Source organism: Granulosicoccus antarcticus IMCC3135 (assembly GCF_002215215.1).
Lineage (GTDB): Bacteria > Pseudomonadota > Gammaproteobacteria > Granulosicoccales > Granulosicoccaceae > Granulosicoccus > Granulosicoccus antarcticus.
Genome location: NZ_CP018632.1, coordinates 1,762,707 through 1,777,734 on the forward strand (window position 1 = coordinate 1,762,707; position 15,028 = coordinate 1,777,734).

The 15,028-nt window shown below is 52.1% G+C and carries 14 protein-coding genes and 2 pseudogenes; 11 read left to right on the top strand and 5 right to left on the bottom strand.

Going from position 1 to position 15,028, the window contains the following annotated elements; all coding sequences use genetic code 11:
• Positions 1 to 58: 58 nt before the first annotated feature.
• The 4 genes and pseudogenes from IMCC3135_RS07515 to IMCC3135_RS07530 all read left to right on the top strand — a co-directional run.
• A complete protein-coding gene (locus IMCC3135_RS07515; protein WP_157735830.1) occupies positions 59 to 2,125 on the top strand; it encodes a glycosyltransferase in 2,067 nt (688 codons plus the stop codon).
• Positions 2,125 to 2,748: a hypothetical protein gene (locus IMCC3135_RS07520; protein ID WP_088917048.1), complete on the top strand. Its 624-nt coding sequence runs from the start codon at positions 2,125 to 2,127 to the stop codon at positions 2,746 to 2,748. Before IMCC3135_RS07515 ends, IMCC3135_RS07520 begins: the two co-directional genes overlap by 1 nt.
• A 203-nt stretch (positions 2,749 to 2,951) precedes the next feature.
• A complete protein-coding gene (locus IMCC3135_RS34505) occupies positions 2,952 to 3,302 on the top strand; it encodes a hypothetical protein (RefSeq protein WP_169727425.1) in 351 nt (116 codons plus the stop codon).
• 370 nt (positions 3,303 to 3,672) lie between these two features.
• Positions 3,673 to 4,106: pseudogene (locus tag IMCC3135_RS07530) on the top strand (IS5 family transposase); the annotation flags it as partial.
• A 59-nt stretch (positions 4,107 to 4,165) separates the two neighbouring features.
• Here IMCC3135_RS07530 and IMCC3135_RS07535 read toward each other — a convergent pair.
• The 4 genes from IMCC3135_RS07535 to IMCC3135_RS33950 all read right to left on the bottom strand — a co-directional run bounded on the left by IMCC3135_RS07535 (position 4,166) and on the right by IMCC3135_RS33950 (position 6,710).
• Positions 4,166 to 4,390: a hypothetical protein gene (locus tag IMCC3135_RS07535; RefSeq protein WP_088917051.1), complete on the bottom strand. Its 225-nt coding sequence runs from the start codon at positions 4,388 to 4,390 to the stop codon at positions 4,166 to 4,168.
• Entirely contained in the window at positions 4,387 to 5,196 is an 810-nt protein-coding gene (istB, locus tag IMCC3135_RS07540; protein WP_088917052.1) for an IS21-like element helper ATPase IstB, read from the bottom strand. The genes IMCC3135_RS07535 and istB overlap by 4 nt, the downstream gene beginning before the upstream one ends.
• Positions 5,183 to 6,214, bottom strand: coding sequence for a Mu transposase domain-containing protein (locus IMCC3135_RS07545; RefSeq protein ID WP_236994613.1), 1,032 nt, complete (start codon positions 6,212 to 6,214; stop codon positions 5,183 to 5,185). The genes istB and IMCC3135_RS07545 overlap by 14 nt, the downstream gene beginning before the upstream one ends.
• A 310-nt stretch (positions 6,215 to 6,524) precedes the next feature.
• Complete coding sequence (locus IMCC3135_RS33950; protein ID WP_157735832.1) at positions 6,525 to 6,710, bottom strand: hypothetical protein; 186 nt, start codon at positions 6,708 to 6,710, stop codon at positions 6,525 to 6,527.
• Positions 6,711 to 6,812: 102 nt separating this feature from the next.
• Between IMCC3135_RS33950 and IMCC3135_RS07550 the strand changes: the two genes are divergently transcribed.
• Genes IMCC3135_RS07550 through IMCC3135_RS07560 form a run of 3 tightly spaced genes read left to right on the top strand, consistent with a single transcriptional unit; the run spans position 6,813 to position 9,609 of the window.
• A complete protein-coding gene (locus IMCC3135_RS07550) occupies positions 6,813 to 7,691 on the top strand; it encodes a site-specific integrase (protein ID WP_157735833.1) in 879 nt (292 codons plus the stop codon).
• Positions 7,688 to 8,614: a tyrosine-type recombinase/integrase gene (locus IMCC3135_RS07555; protein ID WP_088917054.1), complete on the top strand. Its 927-nt coding sequence runs from the start codon at positions 7,688 to 7,690 to the stop codon at positions 8,612 to 8,614. The genes IMCC3135_RS07550 and IMCC3135_RS07555 overlap by 4 nt, the downstream gene beginning before the upstream one ends.
• Positions 8,611 to 9,609 carry a tyrosine-type recombinase/integrase gene (locus IMCC3135_RS07560; protein WP_088917055.1) on the top strand — a complete coding sequence of 333 codons (999 nt, stop codon included), beginning with the start codon at positions 8,611 to 8,613 and terminating at the stop codon, positions 9,607 to 9,609. Before IMCC3135_RS07555 ends, IMCC3135_RS07560 begins: the two co-directional genes overlap by 4 nt.
• 58 nt (positions 9,610 to 9,667) lie before the next feature.
• Here the strand turns inward: IMCC3135_RS07560 and IMCC3135_RS07565 are convergent, their stop codons facing one another.
• Entirely contained in the window at positions 9,668 to 10,105 is a 438-nt protein-coding gene (locus tag IMCC3135_RS07565) for a hypothetical protein (protein WP_088917056.1), read from the bottom strand.
• Positions 10,106 to 10,136: 31 nt separating this feature from the next.
• Between IMCC3135_RS07565 and IMCC3135_RS35200 the strand changes: the two genes are divergently transcribed.
• The 4 genes and pseudogenes from IMCC3135_RS35200 (at position 10,137) to IMCC3135_RS07580 (ending at position 14,976) form a co-directional block, all read left to right on the top strand.
• The gene (locus IMCC3135_RS35200; RefSeq protein ID WP_257790406.1) at positions 10,137 to 10,268 is read left to right on the top strand and encodes a hypothetical protein; all 132 of its coding nucleotides are present in this window, start codon (positions 10,137 to 10,139) and stop codon (positions 10,266 to 10,268) included.
• Positions 10,269 to 10,857: 589 nt separating this feature from the next.
• Positions 10,858 to 11,175: pseudogene (locus IMCC3135_RS07570) on the top strand (transposase); the annotation flags it as partial.
• A 101-nt stretch (positions 11,176 to 11,276) separates the two neighbouring features.
• A complete protein-coding gene (locus IMCC3135_RS07575) occupies positions 11,277 to 12,617 on the top strand; it encodes an IS1380 family transposase (protein WP_088917058.1) in 1,341 nt (446 codons plus the stop codon).
• Between the two features lie 511 nt (positions 12,618 to 13,128).
• Positions 13,129 to 14,976 carry a hypothetical protein gene (locus tag IMCC3135_RS07580; protein ID WP_088917059.1) on the top strand — a complete coding sequence of 616 codons (1,848 nt, stop codon included), beginning with the start codon at positions 13,129 to 13,131 and terminating at the stop codon, positions 14,974 to 14,976.
• The last annotated feature ends 52 nt before the right edge of the window (positions 14,977 to 15,028 follow it).

The window sequence follows — 15,028 nt, forward strand, 5'->3', positions numbered from 1 at the left end:
TTACGTGATACCAGCGCAGTTTTATCTCCGTCTAAATCCTCTTAAACCCAAAGATTTCATGATGAAGCAATGTAAGAGAATCAGTGTTGTTATAGCTATCAGAGACTGGGAGCCGAAACGACTAGAATTGGCTGTACGTTCTCATATGGAATCGTCGATAGGCGAAGAGGTTGAGCTCATAGTGTCCGACTTCGGTTCACATGACTCGGCAAACTACATAACTATCTGCGAAAAGTACGGCTGTGTTTATCACTACACTGATGCGCAGATTTGGAGCCGTTCTCAAGCACTGAACGCGGGCCTGTCAATAGCAACGTCGGACGTGATGGTCACAACAGACGCTGATATCATTTTTGCACCTCGCACTCTCGAGGCGACCGTTGATTTTCTTGATGCGAATCCGAGTACGCTAGTACTTCGTCAGTGCGCCGATCTAGGGGAAGAATTCGTGCTCGACGAGGCATGGAATCTGTCGTGGTCAAAAATCTATGCGGATGCTGTGCTCCGCCCAAGGTGGGGAATGGGAGGGCTGTGTGCATTCACGAGAGATACATTCGAGGCTGTACGTGGTTTCGAAGAGCGCATGATCATATGGGGTGCAGAAGACAACGACTTCGTCAAACGCTGCCGCCAGGCAGGGTGCTTTCTGCACTGGGTTGATGGTCCCGATGTTGGGATTTACCATGTCTGGCACCCTCCCTTTATGCAGACTGATCCTAACGCGAAGGATATATTTGATGTCAATAGGAAGATTCTTTTAGAAGACAGCACGATAGCTCGAAATTATGTTGGCTCTGTGAAGTACAAACCACGACAACCCTTGGTCAGTGTGCATATCGCTGCCTACAACCGCGGGCACCTAATCAGTGAAGCCATTGAGAGCGTGCTCGGACAAACAGTCCAGGACTTCGAGTTGTTGATCTACGACGATGGATCTGAAGACGACACTGAGGAAGTTGTCACTTCCTTCGGTGATGAGCGCATTCGATACATTAACGATGGTGTCAATGGAGGAGTTGCCAACGCCAGAAACAGAATGCTTGAGGAAGCACGAGGCCAATTCGTCTGCGTGCACGATGACGACGACATTATGTTGCCGAACCGCCTTGAGCTTCAGTTGGATGCAATGACGCAGGGGTTGGCTGGGAACTACGGCGGATGGATCGACTTCGATCCTACAACAACAGAGCTCTTTCGATGTCCGGGAAAGCATCCATTCGGAGTTCCCAGTGTGGCATTCGTCGGATCGGTGCTGCTGCACCCGACGCTAATGGTAAGAACGGAAGTTATGCGGCGTCTCGGCTACGAGCGGGGCTTTCGTGGTGGTTCAGATTATAACCTAGCGTTCCGTCTCGCGCACGCCGGGTACCGGCTGGGGCATTGCGGGGACTACGTCATCCTTCGACGTGTTCATGCAGAGAGTCTGACTGGTCAATCCCAAGATAAACAAAAGTTGTCGGCGCAGATCACGGTAACACCGTTTCTCAACAATATCTCCAATCAGGTGGAGAAAACATTGCGCGAACAGGGCAAAAAGGTAATGCCGCTCGACATCAACCCCTTTTACGACGACCGAGCGCTCACAAGTTTTCTGCCAGAGAACCTTTTCGATCATCTCATCGATGCCACCGAAATTCCGGATGCTGGGGCGGAGCCGCAAGTGCGTTTTCATCGTCTTGGAGAACCGGTGAGACATTTTATTGTTCAATCGTGCCAAAAGGGAGTATCTAAGAGCTCTCCGATTGTCAATGGTGCCGACATGTACCGAATTCCCAGTCTGGCGCTTGATCCGGGAAACAAGGTTGCAACAGAGGACGATGTTCGAGCGATCGCCTCCAGCTTGAGCCTCCACAAGAACGTTGCTGGACTCCGACACGTGACAGTGATCGAGAGCCCGCCAGCGAGCGCTGAAGACGTTCAATACATAGTCGATAAACACAGTCATTTGATCGACGCGTTCATCATATTTGAGTGGGAGTGCAGTTCGTACATGGCAGTGATAGCATCGTCAACTTCGATCGCGAAATTTGTGGCGCTCAATGCTCGACTAGAGCTTCGACTTGCCACGCTACGGCCTCAACCGGAAGAAGAACAAGTGAAGCCTCTCCTGCAGGAGGTATGTTGATGAACGTCGAAATAGAGTTGGGCGTTGATGGATGTAAAACTCAGATATGTCTTGACCCTGAGCTCTACGATGGTCACCCGCCCATTGAAGCGATTATCTACCATACGCGAATGCGCTTGGTAGACCCAAACCTCGTTGCCGTTTCCCTTGCGATCGTATTGCAAGAGTATGCCTCTGAATCCATCGTATATCAACATGGGGTGCAGGCGCACGTAGCAGAAGCGATCGAGAGCTTTTTTTCGAGACGTTTTCGTCTCGCTCCTGTGGAAAGGATACCGGCGGCGATCCCATTGGGAACTCGGCAGGTGCGAATCGGCGACGATGGGAGTGATGACTCCGACACAGCGGTATTCGAGTTGGGTAACAGCGGCTCGTTCATGAGTTCTGCGTCGCTCGGTCGCATTCATATTGCTTCTAACCTTCCTCAATTTTTCTCGAACGATCTGACCGGCCTTGCATTGGCGAATTTGTCTGCGGCGACGTTCGTTGCTGCAGATTACGCTTTGGGTGAACTTCGCCTCGTCGGTAACTTCGCCGATCAGTTCGATGACGATGAGTTCCTTCGATATCGGAACCTGCTCGACAGTGTGAATTTGAAGCTTACAAGAGGAGAAACGATATGAGCGATGTTACTTGCCCCATCTGCTTAGGTCAGTGTTTCAACGACTTTCGCGGTAGGGAACGTGCGCAGTGCACGAACTGCAGTTCCTTGGAACGGCATCGGCTCTTCAAGCTTTTCTTTACTTGGATCACCCCTGTCCGCTCGCAGCTGTTACTGTCGTCACTAGGTCCGTTCGCGACAAGGATGGGTCGATTCCATCAAGGTATGAGCGTGGAACGCCTCGATAAACATGATTCGAGTTCCTTTTCGAACGCGGACGGTCTAAAAACCCTCGTTTTTCTCGACAACTTGGTAGGATTCGAAGAAATCGATGACGACTGCAAACGTCGGGTTCGTGCTCTAATGGACGTTGGTGCACTAATCGCTTTTACAGTGCATTCCGGATTTGAAAAGAAGCGCCAGATGGAACTGTTTGAATTATTCGGACGCGACGTCGAATGTCAGCATTTTGATCCGCGTGCTATCTATGCCGAGAACGTGTCAGACCGGTTCGGCCTGAACTTGGGAACTCGGCGACAAGGTAGAGGTGATATTCAGTTCTGGGTGCCGTCATGAACAGCGACCATCGGGCGTTGACTGTTGGCTTCGGCGCGGGACGCTGTGGAACATCCTTGCGGTGCGTTCTGCTTCCCACGAGTTGAGATCACATGAATTCGGTTGGTCAAGTATCTAGGATAGAGTGAAAGCGGTGCAAAATCAGGAGTCGATTGATTTTTTGCGTATTCCGGCGAAGCCGATCACCTAATTCGGCCCAAGGTGATCACCGCGCAGAGCTAACGCGCGAGCTTGCAGAATATCATTACTGGTGATCAGCTTAGCGGACTTAGGTCTTGAGCCGTTGGGTCCATGGATCGCATCGATTTTCCCTTGTCGACCCGTTATAGTTGAGGCCTACAGAGAACAGGCGTCGATGGGGCTCCAAACCATGGTTGGACGATACGGGCTTTCCGACAGACAATGGCAGCAACTTGGCCCGTTGTTACCTGGTCGTGCTGACACGGTCGGTGTCACTGCCAAGGACAACCGACTATTTGTCGATGCCGTACTTTATCGCTACCGTGCCGGTATTCCCTGGCGGGATCTGCCAGCTCGTTTTGGTGATTTTCGTGTCATCCATACTCGCCATTGTCGGTGGTCGAAAAAAGGGATATGGGAGCTTGTTTTCAAGGTATTAAGCGAAGACGTAGACAATGAATACGTGATGCTTGACAGTACGATTGTAAGAGCACATCAGCACAGCGCTGGCGCGGCTGGGAGCGAAAAAAAATAGAGTGCCTCGGGTTGTCGCGAGGGGGAATAAGTACCAAAATTCATGCACTGTGCGATGCATTGGGAAATCCGATCAGCTTCAAGCTCACACCCTGTTAGTGCCGACGTAGACCCGCGGCTATTTGCCGCGGACCGGTTCCGGCACAATTTCAATAGTTGTCAAAGTTGAACGGTTGCTGAGAGTCAGGCACATGATCACTGCCTGCCTCTTCAATTGGCTCCTCGCCACTTTCATCCTCAACCTGTCGCAGTTCAATGATCTCCTCGCCGTAGAGATCCCATACCAGATCGCGCAGTCGGTCCAGATAGTCGAGGATGGCGGCGGCTTCTCTGGGCGACCAGTAGTACGCAACATCGAGTGCCTTTATGTTCATGAGTCGATCCCTCTTGGTGTAATGGGTTTGGTTTTTTTCTTGGCTGCTCGGGTGCGTTTCTGCTTGTCAGCCCGTTGTTTGGCTTCGTGCATGCGATAGGATTCGCCCTCAATGAGCAGAACCTGTGAGTGATGAACGAGGCGATCCACAATCGACACAACACAGGCAGCGTTAGGGAAGACCTCGCCCCAGTCACTGAATGGTTTGTTGGTTGTAACAATGGTTGGCTTGAGTTCGTAGCGTCGATTAACGATCTCGAACAACAGATCGGCATGGCGATTGGCGTAGCTGAGGTAGCCCACTTCATCGATGACCAGGACGTCCGGACGGGCGTAGTGTTTGAGCCGTCGGTGCAGCGCACTGTCACTGTCTCGTCCAGCCAGATCTCCCAGCATCTGAGCGGCGTTGATAAATAAAGCGCTGTGCCCCTGCAAGACAGCCTGGTGTGCAATATTTTGTGCGATGGTGGATTTGCCAACACCGTTGTTGCCGACCAGCAGTAGATTGGTGGACTCCTTAATGAAGTCCAACTTCATCATCTCGGCAACGGCCGTCTGATCACAGCGCTCAGGCCATGTCCAGTCGAAGTCGGCCAGCATTTTGAACCGCCCCAGATGCGCATGCCGCAACCGGCGCTCAAGCCCTCGACGGCGCCGTTCAATTTCCTCCCATCCGACCATCGTGGCAATCCAGTTCAATTGGGCTTCATCAAGCTCATCCCAGTGGGCTAGTAATCCCGGCCATTGAAGAGCTGCAACGCGGCTGTTCAGTACCGCATGATCTAGTGGTATCTCAGGAGTTGTCATCGTTTTGTTCCTCTTTATCGGCACTCGTGTCCGTGAAGTGGGCGTAGCCGGCCAACGATGCTGGACGCATCGATAGCTGTCGCAGCTGCTCGTGCCGCGTCAACGGCATTGCCAGCGGTGGCGGCTCGTTGCGCGTCTCGCGGCGCCGCTCAAGCACTTGTTGCACACTCTGCGGGTGTGCGGCATCGTGATCGAGCACTTCGGCCAGAGCCGCTTCCAGTTCGCTGGCGTGGTATTGATCCAGCAAATTTTCAAGCTCTGTGATGGTTGAGCCCAGGCGATGACCTCGTTCAATGGCCTTTGACAGGAACGCCACACTCGAGGGGGCCGCCTTGGCCAATCGGTCCTGGCCGCGGTGGTGACGGGCTTGTCTTTTTCGTTCGATCAGGGCAGCTACATGTTCCGGATTCTCAATCTGCTCCCCCTTGCCAAAGGTACGTTGGTGGCGGGCGATCTCGAGACCGTCTTGCAACACGGCAACCGTCTTGAGCGTGGCGGTCACGGTAGCGCCGCGACGTACGGCGGTGTGCGGAACCGAGTAATCATTTAAATCGAAGCGAACATAGGGTGTCTTGCCAATGCGTGCTTCAACACGTTCATGCGTGGGGAATGGATTGTCGGGCAGTCCGATCAGCGCAGGGCGCTCCTGTTCGAAGGCCTCTGCGACACTCATATCCGGGTCTTCAGGACACCGTCGCTCAGAGGCCGTTGTCTCGCACCACAATTTTGCCTCGGCGTTCAGAACGTCCAGATCCGTCCACTGACGACCGGCAAAAAAGTTGTCGCGGATATAGCGAATGGCACGCTCGACGCGTCCTTTCTCATTTCCTCGATATGGCGCGCATGGCCTTGGTTCGAAGCGGTAGTGTGCTGATAACTCGAGCAGCGTCGGATGAAAACGGATGGTGTCGCCCTGACGCTCGAGCACCGCCGACTTCAGGTTGTCGTACAACAGGATCCGGGGAAGTGCGTTCCATTGCGTGAAGGCCGCCACGTGCCCTCGCAGGAAATTATCCATGCGTTGATTGAGATAAAAGCGCAAAAAGATCCGACGACTCCAACTCAGCACCACAACAAAGGCCATCAATGGGCGACGAGCACGGCCGACCTGCAGATGTCCGAAGCTACCCCACTATCCCGAGCATCAAACTATGCCGAGTTGACTCTGAGAAGCATGGCAGCTGCAGTTTGTACTACAGATCACTCGGCATAGTATTTTCCTCGTTCACTTCCGCATTCGCGGATGGAGGACCGTCATGACTACAGCATCAGCTCAACGTGCTTATCTTTTACATGAGATCGAAGGTCCGATCTCGCAGTTTCGCCAGTCACTTATTCTCAGTCTTGAGAAGCAGGGATTTAGCCAACGCTCTATCCATTGCCAGCTTCGTGTTGTTGCCAGGTTTAGCAATTGGCTGCAACGCCAGAATGTCTTGGCGAGCGATATCACCCCAGAGCATCAACAAACGTTCTTCAGCTGCCAACCGTGGCAACACTCTAGTCGTCAGGGCCATGTTAAATCAGTTGGTCGATTGTTAGATCATTTGCGCAATCTTGAGGTTATACCTGTATGTCAACCGCAAGTTAAAAGCTACTCTCCAGTCGATATCGCTGTTATGCAGTATGCCCAGTACCTTCGTCACAAAGTCGGTATCACTGAGCTGTCTATCACCAAGTACTGCCCATTTGTAAAAGACTTCTTGCTCAAGAATACCGATGGTGTTTCACCTTTTTGCTGCGATATAGGAGCCGCCGATGTGATGTGCTACTTCACCAAACTAGCATCGGTGGTAAGTATTTCACAGGCAAAGTCTGCAGCAACTGCCATTCGCTCTTATCTCAAGTATCTGAACTACATGGGACATATCAAGTCTGATCTGGTTGGTGCGGTACCTACTGTACCGAACTGGTCGTTGAGTGAAATTCCTCGTTCGATCTCCGCAGATCATGCTCGACAAGTGCTTGATAATTGCCCCAGACACACCGCTATTGGCCTGCGTGACTACGCGATCCTGCTGATGCTTGCTCGACTCGGACTTCGGTCCAGTGAGGTTGTATCCCTTACGTTGGACAGTATTGACTGGGGTAACAGCTCCTTGTCCTTTGTCGGTAAAGGTAGCCAACCAGCGGAGTTGCCCATGACATCCGACGTAGGAGAAGCGCTGGCAGACTATCTAAAGCACGCTAGGCCCCATTGCGATAGCCGTGCACTGTTTCTGCGTGGGTTGGCACCGATGCAAGGGCTTGGGTCACCAACAACAGTAGGCACTATTGTTTGCGCAGCTATCAGACGTGCTGGAATACAAACCACGAGCTATGGCTCTCATCAGTTTCGACACGCGTTGGCCAGCTCCATGATGAACGGTGGAGCCACTTTGGATGAGATTGGCTCCGTGCTGAGACATCGCAAAGCTAAAACAACGAGGCTCTACGCAAAGGTTGATATCAACTCTTTGCGAATGTTGTGCCTGCCCCTACCAGGTGAAGACCAATGAGCCTGCTGTCCGATCGGTTGGAAGACTATCTGGTCATGCGTCGCGGTCTCGGCTTCAAACTGCAATCAGACGGAACCGCCCTTTTGTCGTTTGTCGAGTTCATGGAACTCAACGATGCAATACACATCACCAACGAGCTAGCAATTTCGTGGGCAACCTCACCAAAGAATGTCAAGGCCAATCACTGGTCACGCCGCTTAGGGTTTGTGCGCGGATTTGCAAAATATTGCCGCGCCTTTGATCAGTGCTCTGAGGTTCCTCCGTCTCAGCTACTCCCCGCGTGCCAACAACGATCAAGCCCCTACTTTTTCAGTGACGCTGACGTTAAGCAACTGCTGCAACGAAGTCTGGTACAAGACGATAGTGCTGGAGTATCAGGCAAAACTACTCATTGCATTCTCAGCCTCCTTTGTACAACCGGCCTGCGTATCAGCGAAGCCCTTCGACTAGATGTTGCTGACTTCGATGCCGAGCAGGGGGTTTTGTACGTGCGTGTTAGCAAGTTTGGCAAGTCACGATTGATTCCCTTGCACCCGTCGGTGGTAGCTCTGTTGATGGACTACCTTTCATCCGCTACAAGCATGACAACTGTATTTAAGCCGGTTGCCTTATTTCGCAACGCGAAGGCACAGAGACCATGCTATGACAACATATACCGACGGTTCCGTCGCTTATCGAATGACTTTCCCGATCAGCCGGGGCGCCGGCGTCCTCGATTGCATGATCTCCGGCATCGGTTCGCAGTAAAGACATTACTGAACTGGTACCACGATGGCACTGATGTTCAAAGTTGGCTGCCGGTACTCTCTACGTACTTGGGACATGTCGAAGTGCGGGATACGTACTGGTACATCAGCGCATGTCCCGAGCTCATGGATGCTGCGCGGCGACGACTAGAGTCTCGCTGGGAGGGCAGATCATGAGCGTTGAATCGACTTTTCCCACGCTTTTAACCAAGTTTTTCAGTCAGCGGCTGATACAGCAAAAGCGTGTGAGTCCGCACACCATTAGCTCGTACAGAGATACGTTTCGTCTACTCCTACGATTTGCTTGCAGTGAACTGGGCAAAGATCCTTCAGCGCTGGCATGGGAAGATATTGATGCGCCGTTGATCTGTGCGTTTCTTGATCAGCAGGAACAGCAGAATGGTATTAGTCCCAAAACTCGCAATCTCCGCTTGAGCGCGATCCGATCCTTTTTTCGATTTTCTTCATTTGAGTTACCTGAGCGGATGGCGCTCGTCCAACGTATCCTTGCTATCCCGCCCAAGCGCACGTTGCGAAGACAGATCGGCTACCTGTCGCGTACAGAGGTAGATGCCCTGCTTGCCGTGCCCGACCAGGAGACGTGGGCTGGTAGGCGTGATCACGCTTGGTTGATCACCGCCGTACAGACTGGACTTCGCGTCTCAGAATTGACGAGTCTCAAACGTAAGGACATCGAGTTAGGCACCGGAGCCTACGTGTACGTGGTTGGCAAGGGCCGTAAGGAGCGGTACACGCCGTTAACACGAGAGACGGTAACAGCGTTGAAGTCCTGGATGACGGAATCGGATACTTCGACAGAAGGTGTTCTCTTTCCCAGCTTGCGTGGAAAATCCATGAGCAATGATGGCATCCAGTATCTCCTGTCCAAGCATTGCAGGAAGGCTGCAACGCTGTGCCCTTCGTTACAAGACAAGCGAGTATCACCTCATCAGCTGAGACATACGGCTGCCATGGAGCTTTTGAAGGCAGGTGTTGATGTGACTGTAATCGCGCTCTGGCTTGGTCACGAGTCTCTCGACACCACACGGATCTACCTCGAGGCAGACCTGGAAATGAAACGGTGTGCCCTAGCGAAAACTACACCGCATCAGGCACAGACCGCAGGGTTCAAGGCCGATGACGCATTACTCGAATTCTTGAAATCATTGTGAGAGCAATACTATGCCGAGTGATTAGGAGTGCAGCCTACAGCTGTCATGCTTCTCAGAGTCAACTCGGCATAGTTTGATGCTCGGGATAGTGGGGTTTATGCCGAGCTCGGCATAAACCCCAGTCGACCTGACCTTGTTCTCCTGGTAAGGTCTTCAGCCGAAGGTAAGCCTCCGGTGTCTTTCTCGGTCTCAGCTGCGACACATGCGCTCGGAACTGGCTCGAACTACCTGGATACCCACGTGAGCGTGCCATGACGAACAGCCGTGTGGCGCTCAACTTGGGATACTTCGCCAGCTCCTCCAGAATCATTGGATAATAGGGATCAACGATTGAGGCTTTGCGTGCCCGTTCCAGCTTCGGCAGCCCGGCCTGACACAGCACCCGATCAACGGTGGTGTGATGAACGCCCAGCTGCACCGCGATGGTGTTGACACCCCAGTGTTCAACGAAGTGGTAGCGCAGAATCTTCGCCTCCATTTCTTTGTCGATGCTCATGCTCTTCGGCCTCCTATACGGTCGAGCCCTCATGGCTCACGTGTCGAACGACGCCAATGAGGGCGTCGTGATGGAGAGCGGAGAAAGTCACGTCGCAGAAATGGGTCGCATGGCCGAGCACAAAAGTGACAATGCAAGGCTGGTTGCCGAGATCTGTGACTGAGTGGCGATGCATCATCAACGTTCTCAGCTCTGAGAGGCAGTAAAGCAATGGCGTTGGGGCTGGGGGAACCCTGATGCGTTACTTTCTGCCTCTGACGCTCCCGATAGCGACGTTGACGAGCGGCATTGGCGTGTCGGCCACGGCGGGTATTCTGATAGCGACGAGTTGCTCGTTTGAGCGATTCATGACGGGCTGCAGCCGCACAAATTGAAGGGCAGTAACGTTGGCCTCGATCACAGCTTTGGCAGATCAGACACTGCGCGTGGCAGCGAGCGCAATTGAATAACCGGCCGGAAGGCTTCATCGGTGCTCTCAAGCCGATGAGTGCTGGATTTATACCCGGTCCAGTGAGACACTAAACGGGCTGTGCTAACGCACGGTTCGGGGCACGGCGTCAGTTTGGACTCCTACATCTTTGGCTGGCGCTGTGTCTTTCTCTTCGGCTTACCTGTGATACCGGAGAGTGCCTGCCTTGTCACCCCTGCAAAATATTTCCGAGTCGTCGAAACGGCACTTCAGCTGACATCATCCGCTCGGGGTCCGCGGCAAATAGCCGCGGTATTAGGCTGGCAATAACACACCCGGACAAGCATCGGATCTAGAGGGCGCTGACGCACTGCTGCCAGGACTCACGGCCGGTGCGCTGCTGGCCGATCGAGCTTATGATGTCGAGGAACGCGTGCGTAAGCGATTGCGAGAGGCGAACACTGAGGCCGTTATTCCCAGTAAGAAGTCTCGCCTTGTAAAGATCGAACATGACCGTGATTTGTACAAAGCTCGACATCTGATCGAAAATTGCTTCGCTAAAATCAAGCAGTACCGTGCGATTGCGACGCGCTACGACAAGCGAGCATGCAATTTTCTGGGAGCGATTCACTTGGTTGCCGCCATTGAATGGCTTAATTGATGACAGGCCCTAGCCTGAATATTTCACCAAGAGTTGGCGGAGCACCTGTAAAATTGTAGGCCGATCAAAGCTTTACAATCAAAAACAGGAGCGCCCCGCCAGTGTCAAATTGTACCCTCAAACGCAAGCTGAAAAAACGTAGCATCCAACTGGATTTCAGCGGTGGAGATGTCAGTGGCATTGGAGGGGTTGAACTGCTGCGGGCAGCCGATGATCGCCTCGGACTGTGCAAGGCGGCTTCCAGGCTTATGCACGACCCTCGCGATCAGAGTGGCGTGACACACCAGTGGGATGCGCTTGTGCGTCAACGTATTTTCGCTATAGCGGCAGGCTTTGCCGATTTGAATGACCATCAACAGTTGCGTCATGACGCCGCTTTGCAAAGTGCGGTCGGAGTGCTTGAGCCCATGGGTAGCGCTCCCACACTCTGCCGAATGGAAGCTGCTATCGCTCAGCATTCAACGGTACAAGCGAGAAAAACGGTGTTTGAGATGCATCGATTGATTCTGGAGCGATTCATCGCCTCGTTTGATGAGCCTCCCAAGTCTTTGATTCTCGACTTTGATGGCACTGATGATCGTGTTCACGGTGAACAGCAAGGTCGGGCATACAACACACACTACGATGGCTATGGCTTTCTGCCGCTCTACGTGTACTGTGGAGAGAAGCTGTTGGTCAGTTACCTACGCCCCATCAATCGCCCTGACGCCACTCATTCGGCAGCGGTGCTGTCGCTGCTGGTTAAAGGCATTCGAGCCCATTGGCCGCAGGTGAACATCGTTTTTCGTGGCGATGGGGGCTTTTACCGGCCGCTATTGCTGAGCTGGTGTGAGCGTCATGATGTTCGCTATATTGTGGGTTATACAACCAACAAGGTGCTGATGAGCGAGTGTCAGGTCAGCCGGGAGACACTGAGCAGTTGCTGGCTGTGGTTCGAGCACAAGGATGTGGATATTCCTGCACTCAAGGTATTCAAGGATATTGACTACCAGGCGGGTAGCTGGGTTCGCCCCCGCCGAGTCATTGCCAAAATGGAATACAACGAGATAGGACCCAATCAACGCTTTATCGTCACGGATCTGGTTGGCGAAGCTGAACAGCTCTATAGCGAGGTCTATTGCGAACGTGGGACCATGGAAAATCGGCACAAAGAGCTGCAGATGGGTCTATTTGCTGACCGTACAAGTTGCACAGCTTGGTGGAGCAACCAGCTGCGCGTGATGTTCTCCTCACTGGGGTATGTGTTATGGCAGACGGTGCGAGAGAAAGGATTGGCAGGAACCTCACTGGCCAGGGCCCAGGTATGGACGTTGCGCCAGCGCCTGGTCCATATCGGTGCCGTGGTGATCAGAAACACGCGACGGATTGTGATAAAGCTGAGTAGCGCGGCGTTAGAAAAAGAGAATTTTCTGATTGCGTTGCAACGTCTAGAAGCAGCGTAGCCATTGGCTATGAAATCTCTGGCCAGCCGAGATGGGGGAAAGGGGGCCTGTACCCGAAACTCAAAAAAATAGTCACTTTTGGTGCTATCGGCACTGATTTATGCTCAACAAGGTGACGTAGTTGCATTACTTGAGGCCGATGAAATATTCAGGCTAGGTGCATCGCTTACATATCGTCTTGATATTGACTTGGCGTTTTAGCGACATTATCAGTTTCCATTAAATCTGCACATTCGATATGTCGAGTGGCAAGTCGCGATGAAACGTCAGAAGGTCTTGCGATTCCTCGCGAGACGGGGGCAGTTGATGCCACGTAGCATTTACTATGCCAGATACATGTAAACCGGCACGAGCTCATTGATCAATTGTACGTGTACGATCGTAGGGCTTGAGGGCTAACATCAACAGTTTTAAGAGAATAGAAGTATAAGCATGCTCTGCGATAGGCACTCTGGCCCGCACTTTGCACTCTAACGCTCGTCATACTTGATTTTAAGCTGGAGACTGATCCATGAGGGGAGTTAGCAAACGAGCGGATAGCTCCGAGGAGCACATTGGACATTTCGTTCGAACCTGCTCGTCCAAAGAGGAAGTTGATGTTGAGTTTGTTCAATTTTTCAGGCAACTAGTTGACGGGCATGAGCCGGAACTATCCAGTATTTGTGAACTTGACACCTCCCAGAGGTTAGAGTTTGTCAAGCTGCTGTTCCAGTACGGCTTTTACGACCAAGTTATTCGAATTGCAGAGAATATCGAATTAAATGAACAAGAACGCCTCTTCGTCGTCGATGTATTCGAAGATCGAGCTCTCATGGAACTCGGTTACCTCAGTGAGTGTGTTGGTGTCAATTGTTTTTTGTACGGAGCGTTAGATCGGCTGGCTAACGAAGACCAGTGCACAATCGCTGACTTCGAGGATGTAGGCGAGGACAGTCTGCTGGCTGAGCTTAAGTCGATGGACTTTAACACTGACCTCGAACGTTTCTCTAAGCTTTATCACTACTTGTTCTCCAAGAAGGAGTTTAGGACCGATCCGTTCTTTGCTCTGCGAAAGCCGGCTCCTCTTATACTCAAGAACCATCTACATTACCTCTATGAGGGAGCAAAGCTTAGCGGCGATTTTCGTCCCTACGTGCAGGCATGTACGGCCAAGAACTCTGACATATCGGATAAGTTGTTTCGCAATGAGCTCGCGCGAGTGGGGTCAGAGTTTTTCGAATCCTTAAGTGTCGCTTCGCTACAAAAGCTGGTGCGCCTTTTTGGACTAGACTATACTTTGGCGGGGATGCGTAGCGTGCAGTTTCCTCAAAATTTGCTGGTCGTACAACTTTTTAAAGCTGCAGCGGAACTTCGTCGATCGCGCCGTGTGACAAATTTCTCGCAGGTATCATCGTCTTCACCGAACCCCAAGAACACTGCGCTATGTATATCCGGGCAGTTGCGAGGCGCTGGAGAGTGTCTTCCCTACTGGTTTGAAGCATATACCAAGCGTGGCTACTCGACCTTCCTGACTACCTGGGAAGAGGTGGGCTATCCGAGCGGTGCCGAAGCGGGCCGATTGTCGAGAATGCTGCCCGATTCCTTAGGCCCGCACTTCTCGAACCTCTCTGTCGAAGAATTTCAAGTCAGATATCCAACGGCGTTTGGATTGCTTCAGCCACAACAAAGCTCGCGAGAAGAGCTTGGTAGAATCCTCTCAAGCATTGGGCTGGATGACGAGAGCCTGTCGATTCGCTATTTGGATGAGTGCGAAATCGAGGAACGAGCGAAACGTTGTCGAGGTGAGGTAAGTCGTACGCATCTTAATCAAATCAAGATGTTTTTTAACATGCATAGCGTCCGCGTTCTGCTTGAGGAGCATGAACGAGAGAAGGGCGAGGCTTACGAGTGGGTTATTTGGGCGCGACCAGACTTCAGTGTTAGTAAGCTCGAGCTTGACGAATTTAAGGTAGAAGATCATGTGTATACGTCTCACGTATCTGATGAGGGACGAATGCTTGACTATTGCATGATAATGCGACGCGATGATTTGTCAGTTTTTAGCGAGTGCTACTCTAATCTCATGTCTTCTGTACCTTCTCCGGTATTTGGTTACAACCACGGACCGCGCTTGATTACGGATGTTTTTTTAAGCCACGGTCTCAGTGCTATGGATATTCCCACAGCCCGCATCAACAGCGACGGGCTCAAGGCTTGGAGGCCGAAGGCATCTGCTGTCTATCTCGCTTTAAGGAAAGATATTGCTAATCTCGATCGAGAGAGCCAAATTGAGAGTGATTTACTCGATGTTTTACGTGTATTGGAATCTCCGCAGAAGGCCAGTGATTGTATCGGATCGACCGAGGTCGCTCAGTCGTGAGATTCGGTGTCGAATTTTTGAGGGTTGACGAAACGTTTAGTTTTTTTCATCT

Excerpts from the sequence above, each read along its gene's own strand:
- istB (WP_088917052.1), bottom strand. The coding sequence starts at position 5,196 with ATGACAACTCCTGAGATACCACTAGATCATGCGGTACTGAACAGCCGC.
- IMCC3135_RS35200 (WP_257790406.1), top strand. The coding sequence starts at position 10,137 with ATGGCTCACGTGTCGAACGACGCCAATGAGGGCGTCGTGATGGAGAGC.
- IMCC3135_RS34505 (WP_169727425.1), top strand. The coding sequence starts at position 2,952 with ATGAGCGTGGAACGCCTCGATAAACATGATTCGAGTTCCTTTTCGAAC.
- IMCC3135_RS07560 (WP_088917055.1), top strand. The coding sequence starts at position 8,611 with ATGAGCGTTGAATCGACTTTTCCCACGCTTTTAACCAAGTTTTTCAGT.
- IMCC3135_RS07565 (WP_088917056.1), bottom strand. The coding sequence starts at position 10,105 with ATGAGCATCGACAAAGAAATGGAGGCGAAGATTCTGCGCTACCACTTC.
- IMCC3135_RS33950 (WP_157735832.1), bottom strand. The coding sequence starts at position 6,710 with ATGGCCCTGACGACTAGAGTGTTGCCACGGTTGGCAGCTGAAGAACGT.
- IMCC3135_RS07580 (WP_088917059.1), top strand. The coding sequence starts at position 13,129 with ATGAGGGGAGTTAGCAAACGAGCGGATAGCTCCGAGGAGCACATTGGA.
- IMCC3135_RS07535 (WP_088917051.1), bottom strand. The coding sequence starts at position 4,390 with ATGAACATAAAGGCACTCGATGTTGCGTACTACTGGTCGCCCAGAGAA.
- IMCC3135_RS07555 (WP_088917054.1), top strand. The coding sequence starts at position 7,688 with ATGAGCCTGCTGTCCGATCGGTTGGAAGACTATCTGGTCATGCGTCGC.
- IMCC3135_RS07550 (WP_157735833.1), top strand. The coding sequence starts at position 6,813 with ATGCAGTATGCCCAGTACCTTCGTCACAAAGTCGGTATCACTGAGCTG.
- IMCC3135_RS07545 (WP_236994613.1), bottom strand. The coding sequence starts at position 6,214 with ATGGATAATTTCCTGCGAGGGCACGTGGCGGCCTTCACGCAATGGAAC.
- IMCC3135_RS07520 (WP_088917048.1), top strand. The coding sequence starts at position 2,125 with ATGAACGTCGAAATAGAGTTGGGCGTTGATGGATGTAAAACTCAGATA.
- IMCC3135_RS07515 (WP_157735830.1), top strand. The coding sequence starts at position 59 with ATGATGAAGCAATGTAAGAGAATCAGTGTTGTTATAGCTATCAGAGAC.